This is a genomic window from Paracoccus sp. UBA889 (assembly GCA_002294185.1).
Taxonomy (GTDB): domain Bacteria; phylum Pseudomonadota; class Alphaproteobacteria; order Rhodobacterales; family Rhodobacteraceae; genus Paracoccus.
Genome location: DBFD01000001.1, coordinates 16051 through 37711 on the forward strand (window position 1 = coordinate 16051; position 21661 = coordinate 37711).

General features: G+C 65.5%; 18 protein-coding genes and 1 tRNA gene. 14 read left to right on the forward strand and 5 right to left on the reverse strand.

What is annotated here, in order from left to right; translation table 11 throughout:
- Positions 1 to 2: 2 nt before the first annotated feature.
- The gene (locus B4L36_RS00080; protein ID WP_292950619.1) at positions 3 to 1328 is read left to right on the forward strand and encodes an MATE family efflux transporter; all 1326 of its coding nucleotides are present in this window, start codon (positions 3 to 5) and stop codon (positions 1326 to 1328) included.
- Positions 1329 to 1538: 210 nt separating this feature from the next.
- Here B4L36_RS00080 and B4L36_RS00085 read toward each other — a convergent pair whose 3' ends face one another.
- Positions 1539 to 1856, reverse strand: coding sequence for a DUF1476 domain-containing protein (locus B4L36_RS00085; RefSeq protein WP_292950621.1), 318 nt, complete (start codon positions 1854 to 1856; stop codon positions 1539 to 1541).
- 131 nt (positions 1857 to 1987) lie between these two features.
- On the opposite strand from B4L36_RS00085, the gene purC reads away from it, so the two are divergent.
- The 12 genes from purC (at position 1988) to B4L36_RS00145 (ending at position 15869) form a co-directional block, all read left to right on the forward strand.
- A complete protein-coding gene (purC, locus tag B4L36_RS00090; protein WP_292950623.1) occupies positions 1988 to 2749 on the forward strand; it encodes a phosphoribosylaminoimidazolesuccinocarboxamide synthase in 762 nt (253 codons plus the stop codon).
- An 11-nt stretch (positions 2750 to 2760) separates the two neighbouring features.
- Positions 2761 to 3000: a phosphoribosylformylglycinamidine synthase subunit PurS gene (purS, locus tag B4L36_RS00095; protein WP_292950625.1), complete on the forward strand. Its 240-nt coding sequence runs from the start codon at positions 2761 to 2763 to the stop codon at positions 2998 to 3000.
- Positions 3001 to 3084: 84 nt separating this feature from the next.
- Positions 3085 to 3882, forward strand: coding sequence for an ABC transporter ATP-binding protein (locus B4L36_RS00100; protein ID WP_292950627.1), 798 nt, complete (start codon positions 3085 to 3087; stop codon positions 3880 to 3882).
- A 48-nt stretch (positions 3883 to 3930) separates the two neighbouring features.
- Entirely contained in the window at positions 3931 to 4656 is a 726-nt protein-coding gene (locus B4L36_RS00105; RefSeq protein WP_292950629.1) for a transporter substrate-binding domain-containing protein, read from the forward strand.
- Between the two features lie 44 nt (positions 4657 to 4700).
- Entirely contained in the window at positions 4701 to 5582 is an 882-nt protein-coding gene (locus B4L36_RS00110) for an ABC transporter permease (protein ID WP_292950631.1), read from the forward strand.
- Positions 5579 to 6406 carry an ABC transporter permease gene (locus B4L36_RS00115; RefSeq protein WP_414692116.1) on the forward strand — a complete coding sequence of 276 codons (828 nt, stop codon included), beginning with the start codon at positions 5579 to 5581 and terminating at the stop codon, positions 6404 to 6406. Before B4L36_RS00110 ends, B4L36_RS00115 begins: the two co-directional genes overlap by 4 nt.
- Positions 6407 to 6411: 5 nt before the next feature.
- Entirely contained in the window at positions 6412 to 7743 is a 1332-nt protein-coding gene (locus tag B4L36_RS00120; protein WP_292950633.1) for a glutamine synthetase family protein, read from the forward strand.
- Positions 7744 to 7927: 184 nt separating this feature from the next.
- Complete coding sequence (locus B4L36_RS00125) at positions 7928 to 8854, forward strand: class I fructose-bisphosphate aldolase (protein WP_292950635.1); 927 nt, start codon at positions 7928 to 7930, stop codon at positions 8852 to 8854.
- A gap of 193 nt (positions 8855 to 9047) precedes the next feature.
- Complete coding sequence (locus B4L36_RS00130) at positions 9048 to 11072, forward strand: ASKHA domain-containing protein (protein WP_292950637.1); 2025 nt, start codon at positions 9048 to 9050, stop codon at positions 11070 to 11072.
- A gap of 321 nt (positions 11073 to 11393) precedes the next feature.
- On the forward strand, positions 11394 to 14090 hold the full coding sequence (gene gyrA, locus B4L36_RS00135; protein ID WP_292950651.1) for a DNA gyrase subunit A: 2697 nt from the start codon (positions 11394 to 11396) through the stop codon (positions 14088 to 14090).
- A 38-nt stretch (positions 14091 to 14128) separates the two neighbouring features.
- Positions 14129 to 15229 (forward strand): AI-2E family transporter, encoded by a 1101-nt coding sequence (locus B4L36_RS00140; RefSeq protein ID WP_292950639.1) that lies wholly within the window; start codon positions 14129 to 14131, stop codon positions 15227 to 15229.
- A 112-nt stretch (positions 15230 to 15341) separates the two neighbouring features.
- Entirely contained in the window at positions 15342 to 15869 is a 528-nt protein-coding gene (locus tag B4L36_RS00145) for a cell wall hydrolase (protein WP_414692118.1), read from the forward strand.
- Between the two features lie 29 nt (positions 15870 to 15898).
- On the opposite strand, the gene B4L36_RS00150 is transcribed toward B4L36_RS00145, so the two are convergent.
- The 4 genes from B4L36_RS00150 to B4L36_RS00165 form a co-directional block, all read right to left on the reverse strand.
- Complete coding sequence (locus B4L36_RS00150) at positions 15899 to 18379, reverse strand: DUF3772 domain-containing protein (protein WP_292950641.1); 2481 nt, start codon at positions 18377 to 18379, stop codon at positions 15899 to 15901.
- Between the two features lie 6 nt (positions 18380 to 18385).
- The gene (locus B4L36_RS00155) at positions 18386 to 19417 is read right to left on the reverse strand and encodes a cysteine synthase A (protein WP_292950643.1); all 1032 of its coding nucleotides are present in this window, start codon (positions 19415 to 19417) and stop codon (positions 18386 to 18388) included.
- 96 nt (positions 19418 to 19513) lie between these two features.
- Positions 19514 to 20599, reverse strand: coding sequence for an NUDIX domain-containing protein (locus B4L36_RS00160; protein WP_292950645.1), 1086 nt, complete (start codon positions 20597 to 20599; stop codon positions 19514 to 19516).
- The gene (locus tag B4L36_RS00165) at positions 20596 to 21465 is read right to left on the reverse strand and encodes a DUF2059 domain-containing protein (RefSeq protein WP_292950647.1); all 870 of its coding nucleotides are present in this window, start codon (positions 21463 to 21465) and stop codon (positions 20596 to 20598) included. Before B4L36_RS00165 ends, B4L36_RS00160 begins: the two co-directional genes overlap by 4 nt.
- 99 nt (positions 21466 to 21564) lie before the next feature.
- Between B4L36_RS00165 and B4L36_RS00170 the strand changes: the two genes are divergently transcribed.
- A tRNA-Ser gene (locus B4L36_RS00170) sits at positions 21565 to 21654 on the forward strand.
- Positions 21655 to 21661 lie beyond the last annotated feature (7 nt).

Genomic DNA, 21661 nt, shown 5'->3' on the forward strand with positions numbered 1-21661 from the left:
CGATGGCCGCGCCCGAGATCGGCCCGCTGAGTCATCGGCGGGTGCTGAACATCGCCTTGCCGATCGTGCTGTCGAACGCGACCGTGCCGCTCTTGGGGCTGGTCGATACCGGCGTCGTGGGCCAGCTTGGTCAAGCCGAACCCATCGGCGCGGTTGGCATCGGCGCGGTCATCCTGACCTCGATCTACTGGGTCTTCGGCTTCTTGCGGATGGGCACCTCGGGGCTTGTCGCGCAAAGCCACGGCGCGGGCGACGGCGCGCAGGTCGGCGCCCATCTGCTGCGTGCGCTGACCATCGCCGGTGCGGTCGGGCTGGCGATGATACTGGCTCGGGCGCCGCTCTTCTGGGCCGCCTTCCGCCTGGCCCCGGCCTCGGCCGAGGTCGAGGCGCTGGCCCGTGATTATCTGACGATCCGCATCTGGGGCGCGCCCGCGACCATCGCGCTTTACGCACTGACCGGCTGGCTGATCGCGATCGAGCGCACGCGCGCCGTGCTGGCCTTGCAGGTCTTGCAGAACGGGCTGAACGTGATGCTGGATCTGTGGTTCGTGCTGGGCCTGGGACTGGGCGTCGCGGGGGTCGCCTGGGCCACGCTGATCTCGGAATGGGGTGGGGTGGTTCTGGGGCTGTATTTCGCCCGCCACGCCCTGCGCGCTGCGGCCGGCGCGGCGCGGCGGCTGACCACGCTGTTTGCCCGCGACAAGCTGAACCGGCTTTTGCGCGTGAACGTCGACATCATGATCCGGTCCGTGCTGTTGCAGGCCAGCTTCACCTCGTTCCTGTTTCTGGGCGCGGCGCAAGGGGATGTGACGCTGGCGGCCAATCAGGTGCTGGTGCAGTTCCTGTCGCTGACCGCCTTCGCGCTGGACGGTTTCGCCTTTGCGGCCGAAAGCCTGGTGGGACAGGCGGTGGGGGCGCGGCGGCCCGACCGGTTGCGCCGCGCCGCGATCCTGACCTCGCAATGGGGGATCGGCGGGGCGCTGGTTCTGGGTCTTGCCTTCTGGGTCGCGGGCGGCGCGATCATCGATCTGCTGACGACGGCGCCGGCGGTCCGGACCGAGGCGCGCCTTTACCTGTTCTGGATGGGCGCCGCACCGCTGATCGGCATTGCAAGCTGGATGTTCGACGGCATCTTCATCGGCGCGACGATGACCCGCGACATGCGCATCGCGATGATCCAGTCCGTGGCGCTGTATGGGCTGGCCGTCGTCACGCTGCCGCCGATCTTCGGCAATCACGGACTGTGGGCGGCGCTGATGATCCTGAATGCGGCGCGCGGGATCACCATGGCCCTGCGCTATCCCCGCGCCGAGGCGGCCGCCGCCTGAACAGGGCTTCGCGCCCTTTCGTGCGGCTTCCTGCCCGGATCGCCGTCATGGCGCCCCAAGGAATGCCGGGTCTCGTCGGGACATCGACCTGGGCCCTTCGGTCATCGCCCGCCGCGTGCCGGGCCTTGTCCCTGCATCGGTCGGCAAGGCGCCCGCAACGCAAATGCAGCCTGCAATGTCGCCTGTCCTGCGGCGCCCGGCGGCGGGATCCTACTTGCCCTCTTCCAGGATTTGCCGGCGCGCCTCGAGCGTCAGCTCGGCCATCTTCGCGCGGATCGTCGCGCTGTCGGCCTTGCCCTCCAGGTCGGATGCGACCTTGCGATAGACATCCTCTTCGCCCGGTTCCTCGAAATCCGAGGTCACGACCGTCATCGCATAGGTCCGCGCATCCTCGCCGGTCTTGCCCAGAACACCGGCGGCCCATTCGCCCAGCAGCCGGTTTCGCCGCGCCTCGGCCCGGAATTGCAGATCCGCGTCATGCGCGAATTTCGATTCATATCCACGCTCGCGGTCGTCAAAGGTGGTCATCTCGTGGCCTCCTGCTATCGGTCCGTCCCGTTATCCCTGCTGGAAGGCCGCGCTGCAAGCCTTCGTATTGCCCCCGAGGACGGTTCTGCGATAAGCCGCAGGACGAGCGACAGGCGAAAGGACGGCCCCAGATGGCACCGCGGCGCAAGAAAGTCTATGAAGGCAAGGCCAAGATCCTTTACGAAGGCACCGAGCCGGGCACGCTGGTCCAGTATTTCAAGGACGACGCCACCGCCTTCAACGCCCAGAAGCGCGCCACCATCGAGGGCAAGGGCGTGCTGAACAACCGTCTGTCTGAATTCTTCATGAACGGGTTGACCAATATCGGTGTGCCAAACCACTTCATCCGCCGCATCAACATGCGCGAGCAGCTGATCCGCCAGGTCGAGATCGTGCCGCTGGAGGTGATCGTGCGCAATTTCGCCGCGGGCTCGCTGTCCAAGCGGCTGGGCCTGGAAGAGGGCACCCTGCTGCCGCGCCCGATCGTCGAATACAGCTTCAAGAACGACGAACTGGGCGATCCGATGGTTTCCGAGGAATATATCATCGCTTTCGGCTGGGCCACGCAACAGGATCTGGACGACATCGTCAGCCTGGCCCTGCGGGTGAACGATTTCCTGTCTGGGGTCTTCTACGGCGTCGGCATCAAGCTGATCGATTTCAAGATCGAGATCGGCCGGGTCTGGGACAACGATTTCATGCGCCTGATCGTCGCCGACGAGATCAGCCCCGATTCGTGCCGCCTGTGGGACGTGAAAACCGGGCAGAAACTGGACAAGGACGTGTTCCGCCGCGATCTGGGCAATCTGACCGATGCCTATACCGAGGTCGCCCGCCGGCTGGGCCTGATGCCGGCCAACACGACCAGCCTGAAGCCGACCGCGATCAATTGAAGGACAAAGCGATGAAAGCCCGCGTTACCATCATGCTGAAGGACGGCGTTCTGGACCCGCAGGGCGAGGCGATCCGCCACGCGCTTGGCGGGCTGGGCCATCGCGGGGTCGGCAGCGTTCGTCAGGGCAAGCTGATCGAACTGGATCTGGACGCCGCCGATCCCGATACCGCCCGCGCCGAGGTGGCGCGGATGTGCGAGGGTTTGCTGGCAAACACGGTGATCGAGAAATATTCGATCGAGATCGCCTGACGTTGCGGCACTTGCCGCTTTCCCTGCCGGACGCGCGTGAGACCCGTTGCAAAACCGGCCCGATTGTCGCCCAATGCGCGGATCATGACTGACAAGACGCCCGACATGACCCAGGACCAGCCGGTGATCCGCATCACCGATCTGCACAAGGCCTATGGCCAGCTCGAGGTGCTGAAGGGCGTCTCGATGAGCGCGCCGCGCGGGCATGTGCTCAGCCTCATCGGTTCGTCCGGCTCGGGCAAGTCCACGCTGCTGCGCTGCTGCAATCTTCTGGAAAACAGCCAGCAGGGCGAGATCGTCTTTGACGGCGAGGCGGTGCGCTGGAAGGGCCAGGGCCCGCATCGCGCGCCGGCCGACCGGGCGCAGGTCACGCGGTTCCGAACCAACCTGTCGATGGTCTTCCAGCAGTTCAACCTGTGGTCGCACATGACGGTGCTGCAAAACGTCATGGAGGCACCGCTTACGGTGCTTGGCCAGCCTCGCACCGAGGTCGAGCGTCGCGCCCGCGATCTGCTGGACAAGGTCGGCATCGGCGACAAGTGCGATGCCTGGCCGGCGCAGCTGTCGGGCGGTCAGCAACAGCGCGCCGCCATAGCCCGTGCCTTGTGCATGCAGCCGCGCGCGCTGCTGTTCGACGAGCCGACCAGCGCGCTGGATCCGGAATTGCAGCAGGAAGTCGTCAAGGTGATCAAGGATCTTGCGGCGGAACACCGCACGATGATCCTTGTCACCCACGACATGCGGCTGGCCGCCGATGTCAGCGACCATGTCGTTTTCCTGCATCAGGGCGTGATCTGCGAGGAAGGACCGCCGGACCGGCTGTTCAACGATCCGCAGACCCAGCGGTTGCGCCAGTTCCTCAGCGCGACGATGGCCGCCTAAGGTTCACCAGACTCGGAATTCACAAGAGACGACCAACAGGAGAGAAAAATGAAAAAACTGATCCTTGCCGCCGCCGCCCTCGCGCTGACCGCGGGCATGGGCATGGCCCAGACGATCCGCATGGGCACCGAGGGCGCCTATCCTCCGTATAACTTCATCAACGATGCGGGCGAGGTCGATGGCTTCGAACGCGAACTGGGCGATGAATTGTGCAAACGCGCCAAGCTGGATTGCACCTGGGTCACGAATGATTGGGATTCGATCATTCCGAACCTCGTTTCGGGCAATTACGACACGATCATGGCCGGGATGAGCATCACCCCCGAGCGCGAGCAGGTGATCGCCTTCAGCCAGAACTATACGCCGCCCGCCGATAGCGCCTATGCGGCGCTGTCTGCGGATGCCGACATCGAAGCCGGCGTGATCGCCGCGCAGACCGGCACGATCCAGGCCGCCCATGTGGCCGAAACCGGTGCGACGCTGCTGGAATTCGCGACCGGAGACGAAACCATCGCCGCCGTCAAGAACGGCGAGGCCGACGCCGTCTTCGCCGACAAGGATTTCCTGGCACCCTCGGTCGCGGAATCGAATGGCGAACTGGTCTGGGCCGGCGAAGCGGTCGCGCTTGGCGGCGGTATCGGCATCGGGATGCGTCAATCCGATACCGATCTGAAGAAGACGTTCGACACCGCCATCCAGTCGATGAAGGATGATGGCAGCCTGAACGAGATGATCGTGAAATGGTTTGGCGAAGACGCCAAGGTTTTCGAATGATCTGAAAAGGTTGGCCGCGTCTTTTCGGTCGCGGCCGCAATCCGATGTTCGCCCAGTGCGCCGATCCGAAAGCCCTTGAAGGGCTGAGCTGGCTGATGTGTTACCTCACATCGGGCAAGCATCTGCTGTTCTATGCCAGTTTCGGCACGGTGCTGCTGTTGCTGGCGGTGACCGCGCCGCTGGCACTGCTGTTCGGCTTTGGCGGCGCGATGGCCTCGCGTTCGCGGATCGCGCCCCTGCGCTGGTTCGGCAAGATCTACACCGCGATGGTGCGGGGCGTCCCCGACATCATCTTCTTTCTGTTCGTGCCCATCGCGCTGGATCAGGGGATCGAGTTCCTGCGCAGCAGGGCCCTGTGCGACAACCCTGTCTCGCCCTGGCAGGGCAACGAGTTCAACGTCTGCGCGGCGGCCAAGATGCCGCTGTCGACGAGCCCGGAATGGGTTCATGAAGGATATGGCTTCACGCTGGCGGTGGTCGCCTTCTCGGTTGTATTCGGCGCCTTTGCGGCCAATGTCCTCTATGGCGCGATGAATGCGGTCCCGCGCGCGCAGCTGGAAACCGCCGAGGCCTATGGAATGAGCCAGCGGCAGGTGAACCGCCGCGTCCTGATTCCGCAGATGTGGACCTATGCGCTGCCCGGGCTTTCCAATCTGTGGATGATCCTGATCAAGGCGACGCCGCTGCTGTTCCTGCTGGGAATCCAGGATATCGTCTATTGGGCGCGGGATCTGGGCGGTGCCAAGACGCAGGCTTTCAGCTATCCCCATCCCGACTGGCGGCTCTATTATTTTCTGGCCATCCTGGTCTTCTACCTGCTGATGACCTGGGTCTCTGAACGGGTGCTGGCTCGGCTGACCCGGCGGCTTTCGGCCGGGCAGGCGACGATGGGCGGCGAGGCGTTGCGCCAGGCGGGGCCGGCATGATCCCCTGTGCCGAGGACATCGGCAATTACGCCCTGCGTTCGGTCGGCATCGGCGAGCGGCTGTTGCCGCGCAGCGATTTCACCCTCTGCAACCAGGTCACGCTGATCGGATCGGGCATGATCTGGAATCTCTATTTCGCGGCCATGGCGTTGTTCTTCGGCTTCTTTCTGGCCAATGCGCTGGCTGTCGCCAAGGCCAGCCGCAGTCCCTGGGCGCGCAAGCCGGCGGAAGGCTTTGTCTTCCTGTTCCGCGGCAGCCCGCTGTTCATCCAGTTCTTCCTTGCCTACCAGGCGCTGGTGATGCTGCCACGGGCGGGAATCGAGGTTATGGGCTTCACGGTCGCGACAAGCTGGCTGACAAAGGCTTGGGCGGGGGCGCTGCTGGTGCTGATCCTGAACACCTCGGCCTATTCGGCGCAGATCTTTCACGGCGCGCTGATGTCGGTGCCCAAGGGCGATCTGGAGGCCGCCGATGCCTATGGCCTGACCGGCTGGGCCAAGTTCCGCCGGGTAACGTGGCCCACGATGATGCGGCTGGCATGGCCGTCCTATACCAACGAGGCAATCTTTCTGTTCCAGGCGACGGCGCTGGTCTTCTTTTCCGGCTTTCCGGCTTTCCAGCAGCGCGGGGATGCGCTTTATTACGCCAGCTATTTCGCCGACAAGACCTTCAACCCCTTTGTCGCCTATCCCATCGCGGCCGGATATTTCATCCTTGCCACGCTGGTCCTGATCGGCCTCTTCGGGGTCGCCAACAGGCGGCTGAACCGCCATCTGCCCGGCGCCACCCGCGGTTTGAAATACCGCCCGCAACTGCTGAGATGATCCCGATGGAATGGCTGCGACAACATCCCGACGTCAAGACCATCCGCGTCGCCGCCGCCGACCTGAACGGCGTCGCGCGCGGCAAGCGGGTGGCGGCGCGTTTCGTCGACAAGCTGGTGGACGAGGGCACGAAATTTCCGTTCTCGGTGATGAACCTGGATATCTGGGGCGAGGATATCGAAGACAGCCCGCTGGTCTTCGAGGCCGGCGATCCCGACGGTCTGCTGCTGCCGACCGAACGCGGCTTTCTGCCGATGCCCTGGCTGGACGCGCCGACCGCGTTGCTGCCGCTGTGGATGTTCCATCCCGACGGGCGGCCCTATGACGGCGATCCGCGTCAGGCCCTGGCCCGCGTCGTGGACCGCTACAAGGCCGCCGGCCTCGTTCCCGTCGTGGCGACCGAGCTGGAATTTTTCCTGATCGACGATTCCGGCCGCACCCTGCGCGTGCCGCCCAGCCCGCGCTCGGGCAAGCGCCGTACCGGGGGCGAGGTGCTGAGCCTGCGCGCCCTGGATGCCTTCGACCAGTTCTTCACCACGCTCTACGATGCCTGCGAATCGATGGACATCCCGGTCGATACTTCGATTTCCGAGGCCGGACCGGGACAGTTCGAGATCAACCTGATGCACCAGGCCGATCCGCTGAAGGCCGCCGACGACACATGGCTGTTCAAGATGCTGGTCAAGGGCGTGGCGCGGTCCTACGGGTTCGCGGCCAGTTTCATGGCCAAACCCTATGACGCCTGGCCGGGCAACGGGATGCACATGCATTTTTCGGTGCTCGCGAAGGATGGCCGGAACATCTTCGACAATGGCGGCGACGAGGGCACGGAAGCCCTGCGCCATGCCGTTGCGGGCTGTCTGCGTGCCATGCCGGGATCGACGCTGCTATTCGCGCCGCACGAGAATTCCTATGACCGGCTGGTGCCCAACGCCCATGCACCGACCGGGATCGGCTGGTCCTATGAAAACCGGACGGCGGCGATCCGCATTCCGTCTTCGGGCCCCAAGGCCCGGCGGATCGAACATCGCGTCGCGGGTGGCGATGTGAACCCCTATCTGACGGTCGCGGCGATCCTTGGCGCGGCACTGAACGGGATCGAGGACAGGCTTCAGGCCCCCGCGCCCTTCAAGGGCAATGCCTATGATCAGCAACTGGCCCAGCTTCCGGTTGATTGGGGCGAGGCGATCGATGCCTTCGATACCTGCCCCGAGATTCGTCGGATCTTTCCTGAACATCTGATCGACAATTATCTGCGCACCAAGCGGCAGGAATTGCACTACATGGCCGAATTGTCCGATGAGGAAACGGTCGAACTGTATCTCGACACGGTCTGATGGCCGACGGGCGCGGACCGTTTGGCACGGTCCCGCGGCCGCCGGGCTGCATCGCCGTCGGCCGGGAGGGCGCCGGATCATCACCTCAGGTTGAAAACCGTTGCCCGCCCCGGCTGTTAGCGTCACCAGCGTTGCCAGTCCCGGCGCCTATGCTATTCAACCGCCAGCACAAAGGAGTTTTTCGATGCAGATGACCGACACGGTGCGCCGGATCCTGGCCCATTACGAGGGCGAGACGCCGGGGGTGAAAGCGCAACTGGCGCGGATGCTGATGACCGGCAGGCTGGCGGGCACCGGCAAGATGATCATCCTGCCCGTCGATCAGGGTTTCGAACACGGGCCGGCGCGGTCATTCGCGCCCAACCCTGCCGCCTATGATCCGCATTACCATTATCAGTTGGCCATCGACGCGGGGCTGAATGCCTATGCCGCGCCGCTGGGCATGATCGAGGCCGGGGCGGACAGCTTCGCGGGCCAGATCCCGACCATCCTGAAGGTCAACAGCGCCAACAGCCTGATGTCCGACACGGCCGGCAAGAACCAGGCGGTCACGGCCTCGGTCGACGACGCGCTACGGCTGGGCTGCGCGGCGATCGGCTTCACGATCTATCCGGGCAGCGACATGGCGCTGGACATGTTCGAAGAGATCGTCGCGATGCGCAAGGAAGCCGCAGCCAAGGGTGTTGCCACCGTGATCTGGTCGTATCCGCGCGGCGAGGCGATCACCAAGGACGGCGAGACCGCCATCGACATCGCCGCCTATGCCGCCCAGATCGCGGCGCTGATCGGCGCGCATGTGATCAAGATCAAGCTGTCCACCGATCACCTGATGCTGCCCGAAGCCAAGAAGGTCTACGAGGACAAGAAGATCGATATCGCGACGCAGGCGAAGCGTGTCGAGCACTGCATGCAGGCGGCCTTCGCGGGGCGCCGGATCGTGGTCTTTTCGGGCGGCGCCGCCAAGGGCGCGGATGCGGTCTATGACGATGCCCGCGCGATCCGCGACGGCGGCGGCAATGGCAGCATTATCGGCCGTAACAGCTTTCAGCGTTCGCGCGAGGATGCGCTGGAAATGCTGGGCAAGCTGGTGGACATCTACAAGGGCGCCTGAGGGCCGCGACATTGCGCCTGCGGGCGCGCGGGGAGGGGGCGCTCGCGCCCCCTCTTGCGTTGCGGGCAACGCAATTCACCCCCCGAGGGTATTTGTCCAACGAAGACGTCGGAAACGCGCCGATTTGAGGCGGATTGCGGTGTTGCGACGCGCGCGACCCGGCGATAATCGGGGCGTTGAAGCGAGGTTTTCCATGGCCGACGATCCTCTTGTCATCTTCACGCCGTCGGGCAGGCGGGGTCGGGTGCCGGTGGGCACGCCGGTGCTGGAAGCCGCGCGGCGGCTGGGTGTCGATCTGGATTCGGTCTGCGGCGGACGTGGCATATGTTCCAAATGTCAGGTCGAGCCGGGCCATGGGGCGTTTCCCAAACACGGCGTGACCGTGGCCTGTGACGCGCTGTCGCCGTTCAACGCGGTCGAGGAACGTTATGACCGCATCCGCGGGCTGAAACCGGGGCGGCGGCTGGGCTGTCAGGCGCGGATCCAGTCGGATCTGGTGATCGACGTGCCGCCAGAAAGTCAGTTGCACAGGCAGGTGATCCGCAAATCCGCAGCCGAACGGGTGATGGCGATGGATCCCGCCGTGCGGCCCTTCTATGTCGAGGTGGCCGAGCCCGATCTGGATGATCCGACCGGGGATTTCCAGCGCCTGTCGGCGGCCCTGGCCTCGGCCTGGGGGATCGAGGGGCTGCGGGCGGATCTGCCCGTTCTGGCGCGGATCCAGCAGGTTCTGCGAAAGGCGGGGTGGAAGGTCACGGCGGTGGTGCGCGATGACGGGCAGCGGGCACCGCTGCTGGTCGATCTGTGGCCCGGTCTGTCCGAGTCGCCGCTTTGCGGGGTGGCGGTCGATCTGGGATCGACCACCATTGCGGGGCATCTGGTGGCGCTGGATGACGGTCGGGTGCTGGCCTCGTCGGGTCTGATGAACCCGCAGATCCGCTTTGGCGAGGATCTGATGAGTCGGGTCAGCTATGCGATGATGAATGCGGGCGGCGCGGCCGAGATGACGCGCGCGGTCCGCGAAGGTCTGGGCCATCTGATCGGGACGCTGGCGGCGGAGGCCGGGATCGAGGCGGCGCGTATCGTGGATGCCGTCATCGTCTGCAATCCGGTCATGCATCACCTGATGCTGGGGATCGACCCGGTCGAACTGGGACAGGCGCCCTTCGCGCCCGCGACCTCGGACGCGCTGACGGTCGCGGCGGCGGAACTGGGTCTGGGCATTGCCCCGGCCGCCCGCGCCTATGTGCTGCCGATCATCGCCGGCCATGTCGGCGCGGATGCGGCGGCGGTGGTGCTGTCGGAACAGCCGCAGAAATCCCGGAACCCGGTCCTGATCGTCGATGTGGGCACCAATGCCGAGATCGTTCTGGGCGATTGCAGGCGGGTGCTGGCCTGTTCCTCGCCCACCGGCCCGGCCTTCGAGGGCGCCCAGATCAGCAGCGGTCAGCGCGCCGCCCCCGGCGCGATCGAGCGGGTGCGGATCGACCCCGTGACCAAGGAGCCGCGTTTTCGCGTCATCGGCGTCGAGCCGTGGTCCGACCAGCCGGACTTTGCCGAGGCCGTCAGGGGCGTCGGCATTACCGGCATCTGCGGGTCTGGCATCATCGAGGCGGTGGCCGAGATGCGGATGGCCGGGATCGTCGATCCGGGCGGATTGATCGGATCGGCCGAACAGGTCGGCACGTCGCGCTGCATCGCGCAGGGTCGCACCCATTCCTATCTGCTTCATGACGGCAGCGCCGAGAACGGCGCTGTGATCGCCGTGACCCAGGGGGATATCCGCGCGATCCAGCTGGCGAAATCGGCGCTTTACGCCGGGGCGCGGCTGTTGATGGACGAATTCGGCATCGACCGGCTGGACCGGGTTGTGCTGGCGGGGGCCTTCGGGGCGCATATCTCGCCCCTGCACGCGCTGGTTCTGGGGATGATCCCCGATTGTGCGCCCGAAAGGGTGACGAGCGCCGGGAACGCCGCCGGGACGGGCGCGCGGATCGCGCTGTGTTCGCGCGCGGCCCGTGCCGAGATCGAGGCCGAGGTGCGCCGCATCACGCGCGTCGAAACCGCAATCGCGCCGCGCTTTCAGGAACATTTCGTGGCCGCCAACGCGATTCCCCATGCCAGCGATCCGTTCCCCGAACTGTCCCGCGTGGTCAGCCTTCCTGCGCCCTCCTTCAATGCCGGTGACGGCGGCCGCCCGCGCCGGCGGCGCCGATAGCCGATCGCACGGATCGACCTTGTGCGGATGTCACTGGACTGACAGCAAGCAGCGCGCAACAGCGTCGCCGCCGGCGGCGATGCCGGGGAGGCCGGCCCCCAACCGCGCGCGGTTGGGGGCCCCGACCCGCTTGCTGGATGGCGCCGCGCCCATGGCCCGGCCAGACCGCATAAGGCGGCCGAAGATTGCCCCCGCGCGCGCCCTCGGCTATACCGTCACTCGACAAGATGTTGAGGAACCAGCGTGGCCGACACACCAGAAGACGATCTGCCCGAAACCCCTGACAATGGTGACGAAAACGGCGCGCCTGAACGGGTGGTAATGGCTCATGACGGCCCCGTCATCGACATTTCGGCCGAGATGCGCACGTCCTATCTCGATTACGCGATGTCGGTCATCGTCAGCCGCGCCATCCCGGATTTGCGCGACGGCCTGAAACCGGTCCACCGCCGCATCCTTTATGCGATGAACGAAAGCGGCAATACCGCCGACAAGCCCTATCGCAAATCCGCCCGCCCCGTCGGCGACGTGATGGGCAAATATCACCCCCATGGCGACGCCGCGATCTATGACGCACTGGTGCGGATGGCGCAGGATTTCTCGATGTCGCTGCCGCTTCTGGACGGGCAGGGCAACTTCGGCTCGATGGACGGCGATCCGCCCGCCGCCATGCGCTATACCGAAGTGCGCATGGACAAGCCGGCGAATTTCCTGCTGGCCGATATCGACAAGGATACCGTCGATTTCCAGGACAATTACGATGGCAAGGATCACGAGCCGACGGTGTTGCCGGCGCGGTTTCCGAACATGCTGGTCAACGGTGCAGGCGGCATCGCGGTCGGCATGGCGACCAATATCCCGCCGCATAATCTGGGCGAGGTGGTGGACGCCACACTGGCCCTGATCGAGGATCCCGATCTGCCGACCGAGCGGATCATGGAAATCATTCCCGGCCCCGACTTCCCGACCGGCGCGATGATCCTGGGCCGGTCGGGTGCGCGCAAGGCCTATCTGGAGGGGCGCGGCAGCGTCATCATCCGCGCCAAGACCCATATCGAGGAGCCGCGCAAGGACCGTTTCGCCATCGTCATCGACGAGATCCCCTATCAGGTCAACAAGTCCAGCATGATCGAGCGGATCGCGGAACTGGCCAAGGAAAAGCGGATCGAGGGCATCGCCAGCGTGCAGGACGAATCCGACCGGCAGGGTGTCCGCGTCGTGGTCGAGCTGAAACGTGACGCGACGACCGATGTGGTGCTGAATCAGCTGTTCCGGTTCACCCAGATGCAGACCAGTTTCGGCTGCAACATGCTGGCGCTGAACGGGGGCAAGCCGGAGCAGCTGCCTCTGCGGGATTTTCTTACTTATTTCATAAGTTTCCGCGAAGAGGTTGTGGCTCGTCGCACGGCCCATGAATTGCGCAAGGCGCGTGAACGCAGCCATGTCCTGTGCGGCCTGGCGGTCGCCGTCAGCAATGTCGATGAGGTCGTGGCCACGATCCGCAGCAGCGTCGATGCGGCCGAGGCGCGTCAGCGGCTGATGGAACGGCGCTGGCCCGCCCATGACATTGTCGAATACCTGCGTCTGATCGACGATCCGCTGCATCCGGTGAACGAGGACGGCACCTATAACCTGTCCGAAACCCAGGCCCGCGCGATCCTGGATTTGCGCCTGCAACGCCTGACCCAGATCGGCGTCAAGGAGGTCACGGACGAGTTGCAATCCCTGGCCGAGTCGATCCGTGACTATCTGGCGATCCTTGCTTCGCGCGAACGGATCATGGCCATCATCAGCGACGAATTGCGCGAGGTGAAACAGCTCTTCGCCGTGCCCCGCCGCACCGAGATCACCGAATGGTCCGGTGACATGATGGACGAGGACCTGATCGAGCGCGAGGACATGGTCGTCACCATCACCTCGGGCGGCTATATCAAGCGCACGGCGCTGGCCGAGTTCCGCAGCCAGCGTCGCGGCGGCAAGGGCCTGTCGGGCATGGCCACCAAGGAAGATGACGTGGTGACGACGCTGTTTGTTGCCAATACCCATACCGAGCTGCTGTTCTTCACCACGGACGGCATGGTCTACCGACTGAAGACATGGCGCCTTCCGCTGGGCGGACGGACCGCGAAGGGCAAGGCGATCGTCAACATCCTGCCGATCGAGCCGGGCGTGTCCATCGCCGCGCTGATGCCCGTCGATGCACCCGAGACGGAATGGGAGGCATATCAGGCCGTTTTCGCCACGTCGCAGGGCGATGTGCGCCGCAACGCCCTGTCGGACTTCACCAATGTCAAGTCGAACGGCAAGATCGCCATGAAGCTGCCCGAAGGCGTCAGCCTGATCGGCGTGCGGATGGCCACGGTCGAGGATGACGTGATGCTGGTGACGGCGCAGGGCAGGGCGATCCGCTTTCCGACCACCGCAGTCCGGGTCTTCAAGGGCCGCGATTCGACCGGCGTGCGCGGCATCCGTCTGGCAGATGGCGACAGCGTTGTCAGCATGTCGGTGATCCGCCATTTCGAGGCCGATCCGGCCGAGCGCGCGGCCTATCTGAAGATGCGTCGCGCGGTCGCCGGGGCGCTGGATGACGGAGCCGAGGCCGACGAGGACGAAGAAGCCGTGGCCGAGGGCAGCATCACCCAGGAACGCTATGCCCGAATGTCGGCGGCCGAGGATCTGATCCTGACGATCACCGCCAGGGGCGCGGGCAAGATCAGCTCCAGCCATGGATATCCGGTGCGCGGGCGCGGTGGCCAGGGCGTGATGGCGATGGACCGGGCCATGCGCGGCGGCCCGCTGGTCGCCAGCTTTCCGGTCGAGATGGACGACCAGATCATGCTGGCGACCTCGACCGGGCAGTCGATCCGCGTGCCGGTCGAGGGGATCAGCTTCCGTTCGCGCAGCGCCGGCGGCGTCAAGGTGTTCAATACAGCCAATGGCGAGGTCGTGGTTTCGGTCGCGCGAATCGCGGAACAGGGCGACACGGAAGAGGGCGACACGGACGAGACGGAGGGTTAGAATAGCCCCCGGCTTTCCGCGACAGGGCGAGGCAGGGATTGGACCACAATTCACGCGAACAGATCCTGCGGGATCGATTGCAGACGGGCTTTCTGGGCATCATCGCCTTCGGCCTGCTGCTGTTCATGCTGGTTCAGGCGCGCTTCATCCTGATCTCTCTGGCCATCGCCATCATCCTGTTCTCGCTGACGACGGATGCGATCATGGGCATTTCGTCGCGGCTGAAGGTGCCGAAATGGCTGGGCACGACGCTGGCGCTGATCGGCATCACCCTGGCCCTGCTGTGGATATCGACCACCATCGTCGCGCAGGTGAACGAGGTCGTGCTGACCGCCATCGCCTATGCCGAACAGGCGCAGGCCGCGCTGCCCAGCCTGACCCAGCGGCTTGGTCCCGACGTGCAGGAACGGGTGCTGACGGCGATCTCGAATTTCAACATCACCGGCTGGATCCGTTCGCTGGCCGGGCAGGCGTCGGGGATCCTGTCGGGCAGCGTCCTGGTGATCCTGTTCGTGGGCTTCATGTTCGCGGAACAGGTCTGGTTCCCGGTCAAGGTCGAGCGCCTGACCGGCGATGCCGCGCAGGCCAGGCAGGTCACGCGGATCATCTCGTCGATCATGCACCGGGTGAACCGCTATCTGGTCGTCAAGACCGGGGTCAGCGCGGTGACGGCGGTGATCGTCTGGATGATCTTCAAGCTGGCCGGGCTGGAACTGGCCGTCGCGGTGGCCATCCTGACCTTCATCCTGAATTTCATCCCCTCGGTCGGCTCGATCATCGCGACGGTGATCACAACGCTGCTGGCCTTCGTCCTGACCGGCGACATCTCGGTGACGGGGATCGTCGCGCTTGGCTGCACGATCACGCAATTCGTCATCGGCAATGTGCTGGATCCGATGCTTCTGGGCCAGACGCTGCGGCTGTCCAGCTTTGGCATCATTCTCAGTCTTGCCTTCTGGGGCGCGGTCTGGGGCATTCCGGGCATGTTCCTGGCGGTGCCGATCATGGTGGCCCTGATGATCGTCTGTGCCCACATCCCCTGGCTGCGCCCGGTGGCCGTGCTGCTGTCGCGCGAGGGCCTGCCTGACGATGGCAGCAGCGACGAGGACGACGACGCCCCCGCCTCGATCGCCGCCTGAGCGGCAAACCCCCGTCGCTTGCGCCTGACTGTTGCTGCAACACCGCCGGCTTTGCTATCTTCCCCGCAACAAAGACCGAAAGAACCGCGATCAGCGGGAAGGGGACAGGCAGATGACAGTTTCGACCTGGACGCCAAGGGCGGTGCGCCGTCTGGCCGGGATGCTGATGTTGCTTGCGGGCTGTTCGGGCGGCGCAGGCGGTTCGAACGCGGTGCTTCGCCGCTCGGATCTCGATTGCATGATGCGGGCGATGTATTTCGAATCCAACCGCTCCAGCCGCGATGGCATGGTGGCGGTGGGCAGCGTGGTGATGAACCGCGTGCGCTCGGACAGGTTTCCCGACAGCGTCTGCGGCGTCGTGGCGCAGAGGAACCAGTTCGCGCCCGGCGTCATGAGCCGGAAGATGAACGATCGCTCGGTTCCGATGGTGCGCGAGGCCGCCCGGTCCGTCCTTCGCGGCGAACGGCATCCGCTGGTCCAGAACGCGAAGTTCTTTCACACTGCGGGCTACCGCTTTCCCTACGACAACATGCACTACGTTCTGGTGACGGGCGGAAACGCCTTCTACGAAAAACGCAAGAATTATCTGGTCACGCGCCCGTCGCCTCCGCGGCCGATCGAGGGATTGACCGGGCGCTGAGGCCGGCCCGCAGGGCCGGACCCGCCGGCTCAGCGATCGCCGTCGCCCTGATCGCCATCGCCCGGCAAATCGCGCGCGGTTTCCGTCCTTGCCTTGCCGACGCGCGGATCGGGGGCGCCGGGCGCCGTGCCGGGCGCTGCCGAAGGGGCCGGGCCGCCGGTATCGGCCGCGCCCGGCAGGGCCTCGGGATTGCGCAGCCAGATGTCGCGCTGCGCGAAGGGAATCTCGATCCCTTCCTCGGCAAAGCGGCGCACGACCTCGTGCAGCAGTTCCGAGGTCACGCCCAGCCCGGTGCCGACATCGGCCAGGATCGCGCGAATCTCGAAATCCAGCGAATCGGGGCCCAGGTTGCGGAACAGGATCGCCGGCGCCGGATCAAGGGCCACCAGCGGGTGATCCTCGACGATCTCTTGCAGGATCTTCTCGACCTTGCGGGTGTCGCTGCCATAGGCCACGCCGACCGGAATGATGATGCGGCCGATCTTGTTGTGGCGGGTCCAGTTCGTCACCGGCTGGCTGATCAGGTCGCTGTTGGGAACGATCACCTCGGTCTTGTCGAAGGTTTCCACCTGGGTCGCCCGGACCGAGATCTTCTTGACGATCCCCTGCTGCCCGCCGGCGCTGATCCAGTCGCCGACACTGACCGGGCGCTCGATCAGCAGAATGATGCCCGAGACGAAATTCGACACGATGTTCTGAAGGCCGAAACCGATCCCGACCGACAGCGCACCTGCGACGATGGCCAGCGATGACAGGTCGATCCCCGCCGAGGTGATCGCCAGCACAGCGGCCAGGAAGATCCCCAGATAACCAAGACCGGAGACGACCGCGTTCTGCCCGCCTGTATCCAGCCTGGTCTTGGGAAGGATCGAGTTGCGGAACGCGCCCTGCACCGCGCGGGTGATGAAATAGCCGATGGCGAAGACGATAAGGAAGGTCAGGACGGTGCCGGGCGACAGGGTGACGCCGCCGAAGCTGAAGCCGCTTTCGATCCGGGTCCAGTATTCAAGAAGGTCGGTGCCCTTGGCCCCCCAGATCACCAGGAAGACCGGGATCGACAGGATGACCAGGCCAAAGCCGATCAGCAGCGGCGCCAGCCCTTCGCGCGCGCCCTCTTCGCCGCGCTTCAACATGTTGAACAGGTCGGCGATGAAGTCCTGAAGGATGATCAGCACGCCAATCAGCGCCAGGCTCAGCGACCAGGGCCAGATCAGCAGATTGGCAAAATTCACGAAGCCGATCGCGCCCAGAAGGATCGCGACGATCACGATGATGCGCGTCAGCGCCCCGGCCCAGGACAGGATCCGGTAGCGATAGACCAGATCGCCCGCATCCGGCCGCCGGGTCAGGCGGCGCAGGATGTTGCCCAGCCGGAACAGGGCCAGGCCCGCCAGGACGATCAGCGCGAAGTTGAAGACCGAGGCCCCGCCCTCGGCAAGGTCCAGGGGAACCCGGTCGCGATTTTCCGTGACCGAGCTGTAAAGGCCCGAGCGCGGCAGGATCGCGGCGGCAAGGACGTGGTGGACCGCGAAGACGGTAGCCAGGAAATCGACCATGTGGCGGGCTGTGTCGCGGGCGCGGTCGGCAAGCTTGATCGTGTCATAGGCGATGGCATGCTGCGGAAACAATTGCCGCGACAGCCAGCCGCCGCTGAACAGGATCACCGCCGCCGCCGGAACGGCCTCGAGGATGGGCAGGGTCCACGGGCCGGGCAGACCGGTCGCCTTGACCGCGCCGATGGCCAGATAGGTGCCGATCATCGGCACCAGGATCTGTCCCAGCGAGGTGATGAAGACCACCACCGCCCGCGAATATTCCGACGCGCGCGCCGACAGGCGCGAGGGCAGCATCCCGACCCATGGCCGACCGAAGATCAGGATCACCAGCGCCGCGACCAGATAGGCCGCGACACTGGGCAGGCGTGGCTTGAGGTCGGACCAGGTGCGGCCCGCCTCGTTCGCCGGTCCGGCCTCGCTCAGCAATCCTTCGAACAATGCCACGGCGTTCTCTGCGGCCAGCGTCCAGTTCGCGGGGACAAGCGGCGAGGGTGACAATCTTGCCAGTTCCTGCGCCTTCCTCTTGTCGCGGATGGTGTCGATGCTCTGGATGATGGCGTTCGCGCGGCTGGCGGCCTCGACCGCCTTCTGTCGCGGCGCCTGAAGCTTGGCCAGCTCGTCGTTCAGTTCCGTCCGGCGCGCGGCGATGTCGCTGGGCTCGGTCTCGCCGTCCTTCGGCGGGGCGCCAAGAGCCTCGATCTGCTGTTTGACGGCTGTGATCCTGTCGCCGTTGACGTTCTGCGCCTGCTGGAAGGTCCGCCGCCAGTCGAAGACCTGTTGCCGGATCGCGGTCAGCCGTTCAAGGTTGCTGCTGCCGTCCGCGACCACCGTTTCCGCCTGCTGGGCAACCTGTTCCCACTTGCCGAAATCGGGTTTGGGAACGTCCTGCGCCGCAAGCGGAGATGCAACAAGGATGAGGACCGTCAGCAGGACGGCCAGAAACGCGCGTGCCATGGAATGTCAGCCTTCGAATACTTCCGGAAGGTCGGGTGCCTCGCGGGTCAGCCAGTCGGGCACCGGCAAGTCCTTCGCCCGCAGGAATTCCGGGTTGAACAGCTTGGTCTGATAGCGATTGCCGTAGTCGCAAAGGACGGTCACGATGGTCTGCCCCGGCCCCATTTCGCGCGCCATCCGGATCGCGCCCGCGACGTTGATCCCCGAGGATCCGCCAAGGCACAGGCCTTCCTCTTTCAGCAGGTCGAAAACGACGGGCAGCGCCTCGGCGTCGGGGATCCGGTAGGCGTAGTCGGGCGTGAATCCTTCCAGATTCCGGGTGATGCGGCCCTGTCCGATGCCTTCGGTGATGGAACTGCCCGGGCTGTCGAATTCGCCGGTCGTATAGAAGGAATAGAGCGCCGCCCCCTCGGGATCGGCCAGCCCCATCCGGACGCCGCGCGGTTGCAGCGCCATGGCGACGCCCGCCAGCGTCCCGCCCGAGCCCACCGCGCAGATGAAGCCATCGACCTTGCCGTCAGTCTGGTCCCAGATTTCCGGGCCGGTCGTTTCCAGATGTGCCTGACGGTTGGCCGTGTTGTCGAACTGGTTGGCCCAGATCGCGCCGTTTGCTTCTGTCCTGGCCAGTGCCTCTGCCAGGCGGCCGGAATAGCGGACGTAGTTGTTCGGATTCTTGTAGGGGGCGGCGGGAACCTCGACCAGGATGGCGCCGGCCAGCCGCAGCATATCCTTCTTTTCCTGGGATTGCGTCTCGGGGATCACGATGACCGAGCGGAATCCCATCGACGCGCCCACCAGCGCAAGCCCGATCCCGGTATTGCCGGCCGTGCCCTCGACGATGGTGCCGCCGGGCTTCAGATCGCCGCGCGCCATGGCATCCTTGATGATATACAGCGCTGCCCGGTCCTTGACCGACTGGCCGGGATTCATGAATTCGGCCTTGCCCAGAATGGTGCAGCCGGTTTCCTCGCTGGCCCGGCGCAGCCGGATCAGAGGTGTCTTGCCGATCGCGTCGGCGAGATCAGAGCAGATGCGCATGGCGACCGGCCTCCATCCGGACAATATATCGCGGGTCGGGATTACCTACACATGGCGCGGCGGGCGGGGCAACCCCGTGATGTCAGGCGAACCCGATCACGATCGGGACAGTTCCGCCAGCAATCCGTCCCTGCGGGCATCCAGCCACAAGGCCAGCATCGCCAGCGGCCCGTTGCTGACCTGTCCTGACAGAACCATCCGCAGCAGCGCCTGCCGGTCCAGCAGATGGCCCCTGATATCCTCGGCCTCTCCGTCCAGCCCGTGCACGCCTTCCGTGCCGTCGGGCAGGTCGGCGATGCCGAGATAGAGATACAGGAATTCTGTCACCGCGCCGGGGCTGGGATAGTGATGGATCGCCGGAACAAGACGGATCAGGCGCAGGTCGGCCTCTTCCAGGGTCTCGCGGCGGGCCGCGTCCTCGGGGCTTTCGCCGGCATCGACACGGCCGGCGACGGCCTCCAGCAACCACGGCTGCGGATCCTGGCGCAGGGCAGGGGCGACACGGAACTGCTCGATCGCCAGCACCCGGTCGCGGACGGGATCCCAGGGCAGCACGACCACCGCATCGCCCATGATGAAGCCCTCACGGCTGGCATTGCGGGTGAAGCCGCCGTCGTGGCGGCGATGTGACACGGTCATGGTCTCGACCGCGAAATAGCCGGCATAGGGCTGACGATGATCCGACAGGCGCAGGTCGCCGGGTCCGCGCCGTGCCACGACATCCGCGCCCGAGACCGGCCCCGATCGCGCGCGTATCCGGCTTTCGGCCCAGATCGCGATCATCGGCAGGCGCGCCCGCAGCCGTCCTGACTCGATCCCTTGTGGCGATTGCAGAACCAGGCGCGCGATCTCTGCCACCAGGGCCGCGCGCGCCGGGTTCGGCCGCCACTCGTCTTCTGATGCCGGGCCGCGACCGACCCCCAGCAGGGATCGGCCCCCATGGGCCAGCGGTTCCAGCCCCATGACCGCGGCATAGCGATCCAGCGCATCATTCCGCGCCACCCGCACCGCCGCGATCCGACCGGGCGCGCCCTGATAATGCGGCCAATGCTCCGCGTCGATCCCCGCCCTTGGGCCGCCGGACAGTCGGCCCTGGATGGTTTCCGCCTTGCCGCCAAGGCCAAGCGCCTGCATCACGGCCGTCTGGGCCAACGGGCCGACCAGCAGGACATCACCGCTCACAACTGGCGTCCCCGCATCTGTCCGGCGGCCGTCAGGCCCAGCTCATAGGATGTCTTGCGGAACACCGCGTCAAAGCCCGCGAACATCAGCCCCGACAGGGCCTTGCCCCCGGCCGATCCGGCAAAGACGATATAGCGGTCCAGATCCGCATCGCTCAGGGGCGAATAGGCCAGCAGCAGATAGCTTTCCATCCACTCCGTCGTCTGCGCCCGGATTTCCTCCTCCTGCCGCCAGGTGTCCCGCAGCATCCGCTCGGCGTTCATCGGCATGTCGAACCCTTCGCCCTCGGCGAAGCCTTCGGAAAAGGCCATCGCGGCATTCATGCCGCCCGCGACATTCGGCCCGATCAGCTGGGCCTCGTCGATCAGCCGCCGGATCCGTGCCACGCGCGGATCGTCGCGGGCTGCGGCCGCCGACAGGGCTTCGCGGGCGGCGGCCTCGGCATCGGCATCCAGCATCGTCCGCCGGGCCGAGTTTTCCAGCCCGACCAGCCTTCGCCCCAGATCGCTGCGATAGAAGGTCAGCGCATCTTCTATCCGTCCTCGATCGGCGTTTTCCCTCGCGGCCTCCAGCCCCTCGCGGAACAGGCTCTCGAGCCGATCCGGATCGTGAATCCGGGCCACCTGATCCAGCCATCCGCCGGTGCCGCCCCGCTTGAACAGGTCCGCCTGCATATCCTCGGCCTCGGCCACCGCCTCGTCGCGCAGGATCGGCATCAGCGATTCCAGATCCATGGTGTTCCACAGCCTTTCGGTCAGCGGCGCGGCCGGGCCACCATGGGATTCGGACTGGATAATGGTCACCGGCCGGGCCTGCGCCAGGGCCGGAAACACCAGCACCAGCGCGATTGCCAAGGATCGAAGCATGTCGCCACCTTTCGCGAGAGGAACGGGATTTTTTCGGCCAAACCCTCTTGCACTTCAACCCCCACCCCTCTAAATCCGCGCCTCACCACCCAAAAGCGCGGAGAGGTGCCGGAGTGGTCGAACGGGGCGGTCTCGAAAACCGTTGAGCCTGCAAGGGTTCCGTGGGTTCGAATCCCACCCTCTCCGCCACTTGCCC

Bases quoted from the DNA above. Each gene is read 5' to 3' on its own strand.
- B4L36_RS00080 (WP_292950619.1), top strand. From the start codon at position 3: ATGGCCGCGCCCGAGATCGGCCCGCTGAGTCATCGGCGGGTGCTGAAC.
- B4L36_RS00085 (WP_292950621.1), bottom strand. From the start codon at position 1,856: ATGACCACCTTTGACGACCGCGAGCGTGGATATGAATCGAAATTCGCG.
- purC (WP_292950623.1), top strand. From the start codon at position 1,988: ATGGCACCGCGGCGCAAGAAAGTCTATGAAGGCAAGGCCAAGATCCTT.
- purS (WP_292950625.1), top strand. From the start codon at position 2,761: ATGAAAGCCCGCGTTACCATCATGCTGAAGGACGGCGTTCTGGACCCG.
- B4L36_RS00100 (WP_292950627.1), top strand. From the start codon at position 3,085: ATGACTGACAAGACGCCCGACATGACCCAGGACCAGCCGGTGATCCGC.
- B4L36_RS00105 (WP_292950629.1), top strand. From the start codon at position 3,931: ATGAAAAAACTGATCCTTGCCGCCGCCGCCCTCGCGCTGACCGCGGGC.
- B4L36_RS00110 (WP_292950631.1), top strand. From the start codon at position 4,701: ATGTTCGCCCAGTGCGCCGATCCGAAAGCCCTTGAAGGGCTGAGCTGG.
- B4L36_RS00115 (WP_414692116.1), top strand. From the start codon at position 5,579: ATGATCCCCTGTGCCGAGGACATCGGCAATTACGCCCTGCGTTCGGTC.
- B4L36_RS00120 (WP_292950633.1), top strand. From the start codon at position 6,412: ATGGAATGGCTGCGACAACATCCCGACGTCAAGACCATCCGCGTCGCC.
- B4L36_RS00125 (WP_292950635.1), top strand. From the start codon at position 7,928: ATGCAGATGACCGACACGGTGCGCCGGATCCTGGCCCATTACGAGGGC.
- B4L36_RS00130 (WP_292950637.1), top strand. From the start codon at position 9,048: ATGGCCGACGATCCTCTTGTCATCTTCACGCCGTCGGGCAGGCGGGGT.
- gyrA (WP_292950651.1), top strand. From the start codon at position 11,394: ATGGCTCATGACGGCCCCGTCATCGACATTTCGGCCGAGATGCGCACG.
- B4L36_RS00145 (WP_414692118.1), top strand. From the start codon at position 15,342: ATGACAGTTTCGACCTGGACGCCAAGGGCGGTGCGCCGTCTGGCCGGG.
- B4L36_RS00150 (WP_292950641.1), bottom strand. From the start codon at position 18,379: ATGGCACGCGCGTTTCTGGCCGTCCTGCTGACGGTCCTCATCCTTGTT.
- B4L36_RS00155 (WP_292950643.1), bottom strand. From the start codon at position 19,417: ATGCGCATCTGCTCTGATCTCGCCGACGCGATCGGCAAGACACCTCTG.
- B4L36_RS00165 (WP_292950647.1), bottom strand. From the start codon at position 21,465: ATGCTTCGATCCTTGGCAATCGCGCTGGTGCTGGTGTTTCCGGCCCTG.